The organism is Pareuzebyella sediminis (assembly GCF_008367235.1).
GTDB classification, from domain to species: Bacteria; Bacteroidota; Bacteroidia; order Flavobacteriales; family Flavobacteriaceae; genus Pareuzebyella; species Pareuzebyella sediminis.
Genome location: NZ_VTZS01000001.1, coordinates 1,230,715 through 1,245,218, shown reverse-complemented (window position 1 = coordinate 1,245,218; position 14,504 = coordinate 1,230,715). Strand labels below are relative to the sequence as shown.

The following is a 14,504-nucleotide window of genomic DNA, read 5'->3' as shown; positions in this document are numbered from 1 at the left end:
TCGGCACTTTCATGCGGTTTTCAATTCCTATGGTCTCAAAGGTCGGTATAGAGCAAAGCTTTTGCGTTATACAATTTTGGCATTGTGTTATATAATTGTGGAATAAGGGCAAAAAAGGAATAAAATGTTGTTAAAAAATCTTAACGAACGGCGGGAAAGTACCTTGTTTAAAGCAAAGCCTGTTTAGAGGGAAAGTTTAACGGGGGATATACACAATAAGATCAGCCGGGCAAATAAAAGATAAATGTGGATCCTTCGCCAGGTGAACTGGTCGCATAAATATACCCATGGTGGTTCTCGATAATTTTTTTGCAGATTGCCAAACCGATACCCGTACCCGAGTATTGTGATTTCTGATGAAGACGCTGGAATACTTCAAATATTTTTTCGGAATGTTCTGAACCAAAGCCGATGCCATTGTCCTCAATGGTTATCTTATGGAAATAATCTGATTTTTTAAAAAAGTTTTCAGGTATATCCTTTTGATTGATTCTTTCAGAATTTATTGTGATTTGGGGTGCTTGATTCTCTTTTTTGTATTTTATGGCGTTAGAAATAAGATTGCTGAATAGCTGTTCTAGTTGATAAGCTACTCCTTTAACCTCGGGCAATGCTGTACCCTTTACTTTGGTATTCGAATTTTCGATAATAGTAGAAAGATTGTCCAAGGCCTTATGTAAAATATCATTTAGGTCCACTTCCTCGAAATTTTCATGCCTCCCCTCGATTCTTGAGTAGGTCAAGAGATTGACGATCAAAGATTGCATCCTAGCAGCAGCGTTATCCACTTTATTAAAATAATCGCGACCTTTTTCAGATATTTTGTCCATTTCGGTAGCCTCGATACGGGAAATGAACATTTGAATTTTTCGCAGCGGTTCTTGTAGGTCGTGACTGGCTACGCGGTTAAAAGATTCCAACTCGGCGTTACTTTTACGCAGTTGAATATTTCTAACGCGCAGGTCTTCGTCTTTTCTGATACGATCGGTAATATCTTGCACCACACCTAGCGATGTGGGCCTGCCGTCTTTTTCTATGTATAAATTGTTTACGCTTAAATACTTCACATTTCCTTGAGCGGTGATAATGCGATAGCCTTCTACATCTGTTTTGCCTCTTTCTTGGGTTTCTATACCCACCCTGTCGTATTCCGCACGATCTTTAGGATGTACAAAGTCACGATAACTCTCATAAGTAACCGGAAATGAATCGGGTTCGTGGCCTAAAATACGATAAAAATTTTCTGAAATTACGGCATCCCCGGTATCGAGATACCAGATAAAGCTTCCCGTTTTTGCGACCCGTTCCGACTCTTTGAAAATCGAATTTTGTACAGATAATTGTTCGTTCAGCTCTTGAAGTTGACTCGCTTTTGCCTTTTCTTCCGTTATTTCTTGGGTGGTTATAGTTACCCCATCGTTTAATTTGATGGCAGTCGCACGGAACCATTTTGTTTCCCCTTTGTTAGTGTAAGAGGTTTCATAGTTTATAGGGTTATCCGTTTCTATACTCTCGACAAGGTGCTCGAACACTCCTGATTCAAATATGTTGGGAAAAACCTCCGAAGCTTTTTTATTCAAAATTTCCGCCGTAAGATGTCCGGTAATATTGTTCAATCGCTCGTTGACGAACAGTACCCTGAAATCGAAAATTCGACCCTGATCGTCCCGCATACAGGCCAAATGCATCACTACGTGGGATATACTTTTAAAAATGTTGTTTAGAAATGCTCGATTATCAAGTAATTCCTTGTTCTGTTCCTCTAATCTTTCGTTCAGTTCCAATTGGGCTTCTTTGGCACTTTCCTCTGCCGTAGTATTATATACGGTCACTAAAATGCCTTTTTCCATTGGTGTAATCACCGAATGGAGCCACATCTTTTCCCCATTAAAGGCCACCTGTCTTTTAAAGTCGGCCTTCTTTTGATCTTGGTAACATTTGATCATTTTTTCGAGTTCTCCATTGAGCAATAGAAAAGGAAAAACCTCAGAAACTTTTTTACCAACGATATCTTTAGGTTGTCGGTTGAAATAATCGTAATTACACGAATTGGCAAAAGCAATCTTAAAATCGACAATACCTTTGTTATCCCCAAAAATCGGTTCATAATAGTTAACGATATTATCTGTGGTCGATAGTACGTTTTTCAAAAAGTTTTCCGATTCGCGCAACTTCAATTTATTATGGTAAATACGATAAAAAGCAAGCACAAAGACCAACAAGGCGAAAAAGCCCAGCAATAGTGATGTTGCGGGGGCCAAAAACTTCGTGGAAGCATAATCGGCCTCCCTTTGTAACATGAGCTGTTTTTCTTCGCTCAGCATTTCATTTTTAAGGCTTCTGATGCGATACAGCGTGGTGCCAATATTTGATTCGACCAATTGAAGGCTTTTATTGTGCTCATCGCCCATGCTAGATAGGGGAATTAAAGCTTCCATTTGCCCATGCAATGTTTCCATAAATTTCTCCAAGGCAGGGATCTGTTGCTTTTGCGAATGGATGTGATCGACCAGAATTCGCAATCTATCTAATATAGCCCTACCCTGCGATCTGTAATCCTCGAGAACCCCTGTAGAAATTTTACTGTTCATAAGGCTACGCTTGAATTCTTCAGATTCGGCCTTTATACAGTAAGCCGACAGTTCACTTAGTGTATTATATACCTTAAGGGTATAAGCAATTAGTTCCGATGATTCTTGAGAGCGCTTGATTTGTCGATACGTCATGCTCACGCTGAACAAAAGAACCGCTATGGCCAACACCAGTGAGATGATATAGGTCTTGGTGGAGGTTGAAACGCGTTTGAAATCCATAAAATTCTAAATCCTGTATAAAAAGGTCTCCCGATTAAGATTAGAGGTGTGGTACTGCCAATTGAGTTGAAGTACTTTTTCGATTACCTCTTGCAATTTAGTAAAGTTGTTGGGCTTATTTATATAAATGTTTGCTCCATTTAAGAAAGTTTCCTCAATATCCTTTTCAGAGGAGGAAGTGGAGTAAATAGCTATGGCAATGTCCCTCAGGGTCGGATTTTTACGAATTTCGGTCAGGCACTGCATGCCATTTTTTATGGGCATGTTCAAATCTAGAAAAATAAGGTTCGGTAATACGACCTTGGGAAGGTTAAGGTAGTCCATAAGCTCTTGGCCATGGTTGAAGAGTGACAACTTGGTTCTGATGTCTATTTCATCAATGGCTTCGCTAAACAAAAATCTGTCATCTTCGTCATCATCGGCCAAAGCAATATTTAAGAGTTTAGTACTCATTGTTTAAGTTAAACCTCTTCGGCATAATCTTTTTTGTTCTTCATAATTCGTAAAAAAGTGCTTGGGGTAAGACCTGTAGTTTTCTTGAATTGTCCTGATAAATGGGCCACGCTGCTGTAATTTAACTTAAATGCAATCTCAGTCAATGTTAGGTCCGTTTTGCAAATAAGTTGCTTTGCAAAGTCAACTTTTCTAAGTATTACAAAATTTTCGATCGAAGTAAACGTACTTTCGGAAAAGATGTTGGATAAATATGAATACGAGTAATTCATCTTGTCGGCCAAATAAGTAGACACTTTCACTGACTTGGCGTTCTCATCTCTCAACATCATATCGATGGCACTTTTAATGCGCTCGACAAAGGTTGATTTTTGGTCGTCTAAAAACTGTATTCCATATTTTTTAAGTGAATTTTCCAAAGCTTCCTTTTTGCTTTCATCCAAATCCCCTTTAATATGGAGTTCTCCAAGATTTCCTAGGGTATACGAAATATTAAGTGCATCAAGATGCTCCTTTAGAATGGTTCTGCAAGCCAGATGGAAATCGTATTTTAGAAATAGAGTCATTCGACCTTAAAGTTGTTTCTTTTTCGGGCGAAAGATATGTGATTTTTTAAAGAAAAAAGATATGAAGATCAATTATAAGTCTTGGCCGTTAACGATATAGGAACTTTCTTTAACAAATTTGAGTCTTGAAATAGTGATCGAGGGAAATGTACCATCAACAGATCTTTTATACCCAAAGGCCTCATGCGTGGTGGTGTGTAAGGATACAAATTGGCGAAAGAAGTATTCGTAATAGGTGAATTCGATGGTGATCATAAGCAGAATTCACTTTCTCGAGTGAATGAAGGCAATAAAGGTTCGAAAGGTTGAAATTTTGTTTAAAAGAAGTCGACCTCAATTTTCATCGATATTCTCTTTATCGGAAATTTGTGATTCAGGAATTTTTTTAAAAAATTCTGCCTGCTCCATGTCACCATTGGGCCCGTAGGCCATCAGCACGGTGCCTTTTTCTCCTTCGTTGGTTTCGACAATATAAAGAATTGATAAGTCGGAGGGATTGCTCATGCCTTCAAAGCGGTGTTCCGCAACCACATGGATATCTTTGGGCTTGTATGTAGTATCGGTTTCGCCACTCACCAATACACCGTTATTAAAGTGAAAATTGGTTGAATAACCTTTTTGGCCGTAGGCAGAAATGTAATTTGATTCATGTTTCGAAAATGTATTTTCCATGGGTATTCGTATTAAAGGTTATTGTTAAAAAAAAACGGACCATCAAGTACAGATGAGTTCCGCTTTTTCTATAATGTTGTAGATTTTTGATGGCTCTTACTTAACAGAACCTCTGTATAAAGATCTATCTGACAATTGAAACTATTCCTAATTGTCGTCAACGGCGTCCTCAGCTGCATCTTCGACTTCCTCAGCGCCTTCTTCAATGGCATCCCCGGTATCTTCTGCAGCTTCTTCAATTTTGTCTCCAGCATCTTTTCTATCCTCCCTACAACTTGTAAGTACTAGAGTAGAACCCGTGCTGAGTGCGAAAAGTAAAATAAAAAGTAATCGTTTCATAAATAGTGATTTAAGGGTTAGTGACTGATATTTACATACTACTTCGTATGTCGGAAGTGAAGTAATCTAAACACTCTTTCTTCCAGCGATGAGTGAAATAATGAATAATACTACAAAAATGAAAAATAAGATTTTCGCAATGCTTGCAGCACCGGCGGCTATTCCTCCAAACCCGAAAATAGCAGCGATAATTGCTAGTACTACGAATATAACTGTCCAACGTAACATAAAATATGATTTTAAGTTTAATATGTGTTCAGTCGTGTTACCGACCAATACCACTAAAGATGAATTAATTACTTGGGCCAGATTGACACGATACAATATGTTCTTGACCCATTCCCCGTGGAGGCGAAGAAAACACGCACTATATGAACTGTTATTTCATAGTTTAAAACCTGTCTTAGAGGACTTCGTTGATATACTTCAATCGAATGTAATTCAAAGCATGGCGGTCAACAAAAAGGTGGCGGTTATCCAAAGCAATAGACTTAAGATACCACCTATAAAAAGGAAATGACGAAAACTGTAATTGCCAATGCTATAAATAAGGGTATTGGTCTGATAACCTACAGGGGTGAAAAAGCTAAAATTAGCGGCAAATAAGACGGAAAGAATGAACGGCTTGAAGTCCATTTGCATGCCTTGAGCCACCGCGAAAGCGATGGGCGTCATAATTATGGCGGTTGCGTTATTGCTAATTACACCGCTCAATAGCATTGTCGTTAAGAACAGAGTACCTATAATAAAGTAGTTTGGTTTTCCTTCCAAAAAATACAATAGTTCTTTAGAAATCCACATATCTGCCCCGGTATTGTGCATGGCGATTCCCAAGGGGATCATTCCGGCCAACAAAAAGAAGATTTGCCAATCTACCTTTTTATAGACACTGGCTAAATCAAGGTTTTGGGTGATCAGTAATAGGCCGATGCCAGTCAGGGCGCTGACCATTATTGAAAGAGTGCCGCTCCCCGCCAGACCTATGACCGACAAGAGCACGATTAGCGAAAAGTATTTTTTTCGTCTTGAGATATGGCTGACCTTATCGTATTCCTGCAGTAGTTCTATGTTCTCGATAGAGGCTAGGGTATTCAGGTTATTTCTCGTGGTCTCTACCAAGAGCCGGTCTCCTGCCTTGATGGCTAAAGAATCCATACTACTGCGGACCAAACGTTCTTTGAGATTTACCAATGTTTTTCTCTTTTTTATGGCTACCAGAATTACATTCTGCATGATCGTATTTCTCAAGTTCCCCAACGTCTTGCCGATAAAGGAGGCACCAGGTAATATAAGCAGTTCCACGAAGATTTGTGAATCGATGTCAATATTCTTTTCTTCGCTTTCGTTTTCCCCTTTTTTAGCTTGCGTAAGGTACTTTTCCTCGTTGATTCCCAAGTCTTCAGATTCATTGATTCGCGCTAAATTTTTAAGGTCGCACATCAATAGTATTTCATCGTTTGCCCTAAGGGTAATGTATTTCCCTGGGGTATTGTGTATACGGTTGTTGCGCGTCAACCTTAGTAACGATATTTCGGGATTATTATATAGAAAAGTCTCTTCAATGTTTTTACCCACCAATTTGGAATCGGCACTGATAAAAATACGGGTGATATAGTCGTGTATATTGTAATCTTCTACAAGTTCTTTGTTTTTCGACCAAGGAAGCCAGCGTAACGTTACAGTAAGGTAAATAATGGAAATGACTAAAAAAATAGTGCCAAAGAGGGTAAAATCAAAAAAGCCAAGTTTTTCAGCACCTAGGTTGGAAGATACAGCATTTACGATCAAATTGGTCGAAGTTCCCATAAGGGTGCACGATCCACCCAAAATACCGGCAAACGATATGGGCATCAAGAGTTTTGAACTTGATACTTTATATTTCTCTGAAAGCCGATTTACAATTTTGACAAAAACGATTACAACGGCCGTAGTACTTATAAAAGCGGACATCCCTGCGGTCACGAACATTAATATTGGAGCCATGATGTACAGGGGGAACGATTTTATACTGTCCACGCCCGAAGTGAGCCATTCTATAACGCCGTTCTCCTCCATGGCAATAGCCAATATCATCAAAGCAAGAACGGCGATCGTAGCTGTGTTCGAAAACCCGCTGATGGCCTCATCTGGTTCGACAAGCCCCGATAATGCCAAGGTAATTATTATTAGAAAAGCTATCTTATCGACAGGAAAAATCTCAAATATGAAAAGAACAACTGTGCCGACCAGTACTAAAAACATTATCGTGATTTCCCATGTCATGTGGAGAGTTTTTGATCTTGACCCAAGAATGTTTTTTTACTAGTTTTCTTAACCTATTATCTAACCTAGCATTTTACCTTGATTTCCACACGACTTTCAGTTAAAATACCGGTAGAAATCTGGAATGGCACCGACTAATAAAAAAGAATTTTCTGAAATTGAGATAAAAGAGTATGAGTTGGGGCTACCTCGCCTTCATCTTTTCCTTGACTTTCCGCAATTGGTCTTCAAGATCTTTCACGGTTTCCGATATGGCGGCTTCGAAATTTTCCGCATTAGTAGAAGCGAAAATTCTCGGTCCGGGCATGCTTAATCTTATATCACAACACATTTCATCGTTATCACTACGGTTTTCTGTTTTGAAAAATACGTCGGCACGATGAACAAATTGATATCGCTCTTCAAGTTGTGATAGTTTTTGCGCCACTATTTGTTCTAGTCTATCGCTTGATGAAACATCATGATATTCATATATAATTTGCATAGTTCTTACGTTTAAATTAATCTTTTTTAAATACGGTTATAGCCTTCTTGCGCATTATTTGCTTTAAATTAAATTCGCTCCGTCTTCTGCTTTCATCTGATGAATAACGAGACACATCATACAGGGTTCACAACTCGTGTAAAGTATGCAATTTCTTAAGTCTTCTGTGTGCAGAGCGTTGCAGGCCTTTTGAATTACGGAAAGCTCGGCGTGTTGGGTACAATCGGCATCGGAGTGAACGGAATTTTGTGATTCTGCAATAATTTCAGAACCCTTGACTACAATAGCACCAAATGGCCCGTTTCCCGATTTATGTGATTCAACGGCCAAAAATAAGGCCCGTCTCATATAATCGTAATTTGATTTTACCATTTAGTAAGCATTTACGGAATCAATTACTTTTTTAAGTTCCGTATGAGTCAAGGACTTGCCGTAAATGGCCTGATCGGGATCCATTATCCTCGTATCGCTCAAATTACCTACATAAAGGGAGTCAAACCCAATATCTTCAATTAATTGTTTGGCTATTGATTTACTCGCTTCATCTTGTGCTGCGTAGGGTACGGTTAGTCTATCTCGATCTTCAAAGGCTCTATCCTTTAGGTGCTCGGCCTGTATCGTATTGAAGGCCTTAACTGTTTTGGCAGTGCTGAATTTCAGGGCGGTATACTCAGACGCATTATAATTGGCGTCCCTTACTTCTTGAGCCATCTCTCCATCTCTTTGTGGATAGGGATTAGTGGCATCAATAATTATCTTGTTACTATACTCACCTGCGTAAAGTTCAGCAATTTTGTCTATGGCTTTGAACGGCATAGCCAAGAGATAAACGTCAGCATTTGCTTCAAAAGCTTCCGTTACACTAACGGCTTTGGCGTTCTTACCCGCCTCCTTTACCAAACTGCCCAATTCTTCGGGGTGTCTTGAGCTGAGCAATACGTCATGACCAGCTTTAGCCCAGTGTTTTCCTAAATTTCCACCAATTTTTCCGCTTCCTATTATTCCTATTTTCATTGCTATTTATTTTTTTCCTTTTGAATGAAAGGATGTTCATATTTTTTCTATACTATCGTTATTTCTCCTGTCCAAAGACCCGACGCCTCTTTGGCGTTTTAAGTTTAGGTCAGGTTCTTCCTGAAAGTTTTGTGAGCTGCTAGTTTTTCCACTTCCCATGAAAGGCAAATTGATCGATACGCTTTCTCTTTCTTTCCGCAACTTCCCGTTTTTTTAAATCTTCGGGTAACGCTTCAATATTACCCCCATAATAACCCAAGGCTAGGGCAGAGGCTACTTTAAAACCATCAGAAACTTCAAACATCTTTTGTGCCTTTTCTTGATCTATTCCTGCCATATGATGTAAACCTATACCCATATATTGCGCCTGTATGGTCATGTTGCCTAAAGAGAGCCCCAAATCATGCAGGGCATGAAAATTTTTCTCTCCTTCATCGTTATCTTCCTTGAATAGGGTTATCATAAGCAAAGGGGCATTGTCTGCCCATTTTTTGTTACCATCGGTCAAGCATTCTAAAATAGACGTGTATCCATCTTCTCCTTTTTTGGCATAGATAAACCGCCAAGGCTGACGATTAAAACTACTTGCAGACCATCGTACAGCCTCGAATAACCGGTTTAAATCTTTCTCGGAAATCATTTTTTCCTCAAAAATTCTGGGACTATATCTTTGTTTTAACAGTGCAAAAATCTCGTGTTCTGTATCGGCAATGTTCTCTAACCTAATTTGTTCTTCTCTGTTCATCTCGTGCAATTTTAAACCATTGTATTTAAAAATTCGTAAGCCTAGCGTTCAATAATTACTCGGAATTTTATTTCCTATTAAACACCTACTAGGATAACTAAACTCTTGTAGGAATGTTAGCCCATTAGTGCTTAATATTGATGCTATACATTTAACGATATGGAATTTTAAGTACTGTGGTGTCACCTTAAAAGATGCTTTTTTTTATAAATAAATAGATACTTGTTTCTTGAGTTTTCTTCTATCATTTTAAGGACACCTTTATTTATGAGAGCCCCACATTATTTATGGTAGTGTACATTTACCAAATTCTCTCATAAGACCTTGGTTTTAAAAATTAGGACTACATGTTCAGCACACTTTTAAATGATAGGTCGTCGGAATCCAGATTATTTGAAACCCAGCAATCGCGTCAACATTTAAATTAAGGGAGTCAAATAAAGTAGGAATCTTCTGGTAATTTTATGGGAGTCGTTTAATAATTAATAAAAAGTAAAACCATGAATAAAGATCAATTAGAAGGTAAGTGGAAGCAGGTCAAAGGAGAATTCAAACAAAAATACGGTAATGTAACCGATGATGACGCTACGTATGCCGAGGGCAAATTCGATGAAATGCTAGGTCGACTCCAAGAGAAGACTGGAAAAAATAAAGAAGCCCTTAAAGAAGAAATCGAGAATTGGTAGAATACCTGAGATTTTGATAAAAAAAAGGAGGGGTTCCGAATCGGAACCCCTCCTTTTTTTTTCATGTAAAAATTTACATGGCTGTAGCTTGTTCTGACTGGGCCTGTGCTTCAGACTTGGCCTTTCGCGATTTCACCCAAAACAATAAGATGATAAAAAGTACAATTAAAATAGCAGGGAAGGTCACCATAGTACCTAAGGTTTCCTGTCCGGCCACTAGTTCAAGTTCATCACCGGTAAGACCCTGGGCAGAGGCTTCGGCGCGGTCAGCGTCAATCCAGCTTCCTATAATAGGCTGAAAAATCGATGAGGAAAACATACCTACCGCACCCATGATGGATAGCCCTAACGCCCCACTTCTCGGAATTTTATCTGCTACGAAACCTAACATGTTCGGCCAGAAATAGGCAACTCCCAATGCGAAGAAAATAGCAGCTACATAGGCCATGGACCCTGTTTGGGTACTAAACAGATATACACCTATGGTAGCAAGTACCGCAGAACCCAACAATACGCCGGTCTGATCGAATTTATGTACGATTTCACCTCCAAAATATCGGGCTACTGCCATTATACCGGTAACTAAGGCCAATATAAGCATAGGCTGTGCTCCACTTTTGGCAAGAATAACACTCGTCCATTGTTGGGGTCCGAATTCCGTAATAGCGGTTAGAGCCATACAGATTACCATGAAAATAAACAAAGGGGATACCATTGCCTTGAAATTGCCTGAAAGGGTAGCGGCTTCTTCCACCTTGGCTTTGGGCCATGCCTGACCAAAAAAGAGATAGGCGTATATTAAAGTGGGTATCATAATGATCCAAATCTGTGTTTCCCAACTCATGCCTGCTCCGGTCATAAAATTAGAAATTAGACTACCGATGACAATACCTCCTGGAAACCACATATGAAAACGGTTCATCATCTTGCTCATTCTAGTTCCTTGATAGGCATCTGCAATCATAGGATTACAGGCAGCTTCGGTACAACCGTTACCCAAACCGATAAGCAAAGTTGATATCAAAAGACCCGTATAGCTTCCAGAATAAATGGTCATGAGAATACCGACCGCATGGGCGAAAAATGCAAATTGCATAATGGCCTTTCCTCCAACTTTGTGGTAGATGAGACCTCCAATGACCATTGAGATAGGAAAGCCGAGAAACCACATCTGGTTGATAAAACCAAGCTGGGTCGCATTGAGGCTCAATTCTTCCCCCAATTGAGGTAATATACCCGCTCTGATACTGAATGAAAAGGCGGTAGTGATCAGGGCAAAACAACTACCGTAAAATAGCCTGTTGGCATTTGATGTTGTAACACTTTTAGATGTTTCCATAAAATTTGGTTTATTGTTTACTGGTATTTCAAAATTAAAAATATGTTTGTTTTCTTGGTTGAGAATGAGAATTCCGCAAGGAAAGATAATCTAAAAATATGTAATTGATAAAAAAAATTGATTCAAGATTGCAATCCAATATCGGGATGGCCAAAGTTTTTTTGAATAAAGAATTGGTTTTAAGATTGTTGGATCTTTAAAAAAACAGGAATAAAATAGCGTTTTTTAAAACGCTTGATATACGGACAGCGCAGGACACAAAAACTCTTTTTATTACCTTGATCGGTCAATCATATGTTAAGGGTCAAGATTGAATTTTGTCATTTTTTAATGTATTTCATTAAGAAAATTGAAGGTAATCGCATTAGAATTTGTCATATTATCTTTATATTCACCCACGCAGTGCGTGAATTTTAAGAACCATCGATATAAAGTAAATAAAAACAAATGAAAAAAGAGAAAATTCCTACCTCAGGTGGGTCTAGAAGAAGCTTTGTTAAGAACACGGCTTTGTTTACAGGAAGTGCCATGTTGTTGCCAAATCTACAAATGAATGCCATGGTAAATGTCTTTAACGATAAAAAGTTGAAACTCGCTTTGGTAGGCTGTGGAGGCCGTGGTACCGGCGCAGCCGTACAGGCCTTAACTGCCGATGATAATGTAGAATTAGTTGCTATGGCAGACGCTTTTGAAGATCGGTTGCAATCGAGCCTTATGAATATTTCAAAGGCAATGGGGGAGACAAAAAAGGTCAAGGTCAAGAAAAAACATCAGTATGTGGGCTTTGACGCTGCCGAAAAGGCAATAGACCAAGCTGATGTGGTCATCTTGGCTACACCTCCGGGTTTTCGCCCTCAACACTTTGAATATGCTATAAATAATGGGAAGCATGTGTTCATGGAAAAGCCTGTGGCGACCGATGTGCCAGGGGTGCGTAAAGTTCTTGCCGCAGCCAAAATTGCTAAAGAAAATAAATTGAACGTCGTTGTCGGGCTTCAAAGACATTATCAAGATAGTTATTTGGCGGCAATTGAGCATTTGAAGAAAGATGCGATAGGCAAAATAGTTTCTGGGCAGGTATACTGGGACAGTGCCGGGGTCTGGGTGCGTGAAAGACAACCGCAACAATCGGAGCTTGAATATCAAATGCGTAATTGGTATTACTTTAACTGGCTGTGTGGTGATCATATTCTTGAACAACATATACATAATATTGATGTGGCTAACTGGTTTATTGGAGAATACCCTATTTCGGCTCAAGGAATGGGTGGCAGACAAGTACGTACCGGTAAGGATCATGGTGAAATATTTGACCATCACTTTGTTGAATATACCTATCCGAGCGGGGCGGTAATCGCAAGTCAATGTCGTCATCAACCAGAGACCATGAGCCGTGTTTCAGAATTTTTTCAAGGAACGAAGGGAACAGTTTCTACCGAAGGCGATAACGCTTTACTAAAAGATTGGGGAGGTAATACGATATTCGAACACCGTGGCAAAGACGATCCCAACCCTTATCAGGTTGAACACATCAAACTTTTTGAATCTATTCGAAACGGTGGTGTTCTTGCAGATGCCGAAAATGGCGCGAAAAGTACCATGAGTGCAATCATCGGTAGAATGGCCACATATTCCGGTAAGGTCATCAACTGGGACGAAGCCATGCAGTCTAACCTTGATTTGGCCCCCGATAATCTTACGTGGGATTCCCCTGCACCAGTGCAGCCGAAATCTGATGGTACTTATGAGATTCCAACACCAGGAAAGACTGAGGTGATGTAAGCACTATAATTTTCAAACACTCCACTTAATTTAGCGATGTCCCTGTCTTTTGGCAGGGACATTTTTATTACTAATAGTAAGATATTGAAAGGTTTTTTGTTACTAACGACTGCATGAATTCTTGCGAAAGATGATTATGGGTATGCCAAGTGATATAAAAAAATAGGGTAACTTTGAACCTTAATATTTAGAACCATTCATGCAAAAGAATATTAGTTTTTTAGTAGGATTTATTTTGTTTACGGCTTTCGTGGGATGTAAAGAAGATAAGAATATTGCCAACACGAAGACCGTTACTTCACCGTCTATCGATCAATCTGAATCGCGTCAGGGAGATACTACGGTAATCAAGGAAAAGCCAAAAGATATTGAGGTGCCCAAAGGTATGGTTTGGGTTCCAGGGGCCGTATTCGATCAAGGTGCTGTTGCTCAGGATAAGATGGCCATGAACCATGAAAAACCGGCCCATAAAGTAGCGGTTGATGGATTTTTCATGGATATTACCGAAGTCACGAATGCCCAATTCAAAAAGTTTGTTGAAGAGACGGGTTACAAAACTGTTGCTGAGCGGGAAATCGACTGGGAGGAGATGAAAAAGCAATTACCAGAAGGTACCCCTAGACCCCCTGATTCGATTATGCAACCGGGCTCGCTGACCTTTAAAAAGACGAAAACCTCGGTGCCAAATCTCTATGATTTCTCACAGTGGTGGAATTGGACCATAGGGGCGAATTGGAGGCATCCAAATGGTCCGGGCAGTTCTATTAAGGGTATGGATGACTTTCCGGTAGTTCATATAGCCTATGAAGATGCCTTGGCTTATTGTGAATGGGCTGGCCGTCGACTGCCCACAGAGGCCGAATGGGAAAGGGCCGCTAGGGGCAATCAAACACGTACGATTTACTTTTGGGGAGATGATGAATCACCACTATCGAAAATGGCAAATACCTGGGAAGGAGAATTTCCTGTGACCAATAATAAGGCTGATGGCTTTGAACGTCGTGCGCCTGTGAGGTCTTTTGCCCCTAACGATTTCGGACTTTTTGATATGGCCGGTAATGTGTGGGAATGGACGAGCGATTGGTACAATACCACGTATTATAATGATCTTTTCTCACAAAATACAATAATCAAAAATCCTAATGGAGCTGAATCCCCGTTCAATGAAAGAGATCCCTATGCTCGAGAAAAAGTAATGAAAGGGGGGTCTTTTTTATGCAACGCCTCCTATTGTGCCAGCTACCGTGTATCATCACGAATGGCGACCAGTTTAGATTCATCTTTAGAGCATTTAGGCTTTCGCACCGTAGCCACACCCGATATGCTCCGTAATAGGAACAAATAATGTA

The 14,504-nt window shown here is 39.7% G+C and carries 15 protein-coding genes; 3 read left to right on the top strand and 12 right to left on the bottom strand.

Annotated features, from left to right (window positions below; all coding sequences use genetic code 11):
* Window positions 1–221: 221 nt before the first annotated feature.
* The 11 genes from F2B13_RS05280 to F2B13_RS05230 form a co-directional block, all read right to left on the bottom strand.
* On the bottom strand, window positions 222–2,813 hold the full coding sequence (locus tag F2B13_RS05280; protein WP_149303489.1) for an ATP-binding protein: 2,592 nt from the start codon (window positions 2,811–2,813) through the stop codon (window positions 222–224).
* A gap of 6 nt (window positions 2,814–2,819) precedes the next feature.
* Window positions 2,820–3,266 (bottom strand): response regulator, encoded by a 447-nt coding sequence (locus F2B13_RS05275; protein ID WP_149276231.1) that lies wholly within the window; start codon window positions 3,264–3,266, stop codon window positions 2,820–2,822.
* An 8-nt stretch (window positions 3,267–3,274) separates the two neighbouring features.
* Complete coding sequence (locus tag F2B13_RS05270; protein WP_149303487.1) at window positions 3,275–3,832, bottom strand: helix-turn-helix domain-containing protein; 558 nt, start codon at window positions 3,830–3,832, stop codon at window positions 3,275–3,277.
* Between the two features lie 333 nt (window positions 3,833–4,165).
* Window positions 4,166–4,504 (bottom strand): hypothetical protein, encoded by a 339-nt coding sequence (locus F2B13_RS05265; protein WP_149276229.1) that lies wholly within the window; start codon window positions 4,502–4,504, stop codon window positions 4,166–4,168.
* Between the two features lie 147 nt (window positions 4,505–4,651).
* Window positions 4,652–4,843 carry a hypothetical protein gene (locus F2B13_RS05260; RefSeq protein WP_149303485.1) on the bottom strand — a complete coding sequence of 64 codons (192 nt, stop codon included), beginning with the start codon at window positions 4,841–4,843 and terminating at the stop codon, window positions 4,652–4,654.
* Window positions 4,844–4,909: 66 nt separating this feature from the next.
* A complete protein-coding gene (locus tag F2B13_RS05255) occupies window positions 4,910–5,071 on the bottom strand; it encodes a DUF1328 family protein (RefSeq protein WP_149276227.1) in 162 nt (53 codons plus the stop codon).
* A gap of 213 nt (window positions 5,072–5,284) precedes the next feature.
* The gene (locus tag F2B13_RS05250; protein ID WP_149303483.1) at window positions 5,285–7,105 is read right to left on the bottom strand and encodes an SLC13 family permease; all 1,821 of its coding nucleotides are present in this window, start codon (window positions 7,103–7,105) and stop codon (window positions 5,285–5,287) included.
* Window positions 7,106–7,289: 184 nt separating this feature from the next.
* Window positions 7,290–7,589 (bottom strand): ribosome hibernation-promoting factor, HPF/YfiA family, encoded by a 300-nt coding sequence (gene hpf / locus F2B13_RS05245; protein WP_149303481.1) that lies wholly within the window; start codon window positions 7,587–7,589, stop codon window positions 7,290–7,292.
* A 63-nt stretch (window positions 7,590–7,652) separates the two neighbouring features.
* Entirely contained in the window at window positions 7,653–7,937 is a 285-nt protein-coding gene (locus F2B13_RS05240) for a nucleoside deaminase (RefSeq protein ID WP_198440082.1), read from the bottom strand.
* A gap of 24 nt (window positions 7,938–7,961) precedes the next feature.
* Window positions 7,962–8,603 carry an NADPH-dependent F420 reductase gene (locus tag F2B13_RS05235; RefSeq protein ID WP_149303478.1) on the bottom strand — a complete coding sequence of 214 codons (642 nt, stop codon included), beginning with the start codon at window positions 8,601–8,603 and terminating at the stop codon, window positions 7,962–7,964.
* A gap of 139 nt (window positions 8,604–8,742) precedes the next feature.
* Window positions 8,743–9,348, bottom strand: coding sequence for a nitroreductase family protein (locus F2B13_RS05230; protein WP_149303476.1), 606 nt, complete (start codon window positions 9,346–9,348; stop codon window positions 8,743–8,745).
* A gap of 500 nt (window positions 9,349–9,848) precedes the next feature.
* On the opposite strand from F2B13_RS05230, the gene F2B13_RS05225 reads away from it, so the two are divergent.
* Window positions 9,849–10,034 carry a CsbD family protein gene (locus F2B13_RS05225; protein WP_149276221.1) on the top strand — a complete coding sequence of 62 codons (186 nt, stop codon included), beginning with the start codon at window positions 9,849–9,851 and terminating at the stop codon, window positions 10,032–10,034.
* Between the two features lie 73 nt (window positions 10,035–10,107).
* Here the strand turns inward: F2B13_RS05225 and F2B13_RS05220 are convergent, their stop codons facing one another.
* Window positions 10,108–11,373 (bottom strand): MFS transporter, encoded by a 1,266-nt coding sequence (locus F2B13_RS05220; protein WP_149276220.1) that lies wholly within the window; start codon window positions 11,371–11,373, stop codon window positions 10,108–10,110.
* A 447-nt stretch (window positions 11,374–11,820) separates the two neighbouring features.
* Here F2B13_RS05220 and F2B13_RS05215 point away from each other — a divergent pair, with 447 nt between their 5' ends.
* Window positions 11,821–13,155 carry a Gfo/Idh/MocA family protein gene (locus tag F2B13_RS05215; protein WP_149276219.1) on the top strand — a complete coding sequence of 445 codons (1,335 nt, stop codon included), beginning with the start codon at window positions 11,821–11,823 and terminating at the stop codon, window positions 13,153–13,155.
* A 199-nt stretch (window positions 13,156–13,354) separates the two neighbouring features.
* The gene (locus F2B13_RS05210) at window positions 13,355–14,500 is read left to right on the top strand and encodes a formylglycine-generating enzyme family protein (protein WP_149303474.1); all 1,146 of its coding nucleotides are present in this window, start codon (window positions 13,355–13,357) and stop codon (window positions 14,498–14,500) included.
* Window positions 14,501–14,504: the final 4 nt, after the last annotated feature.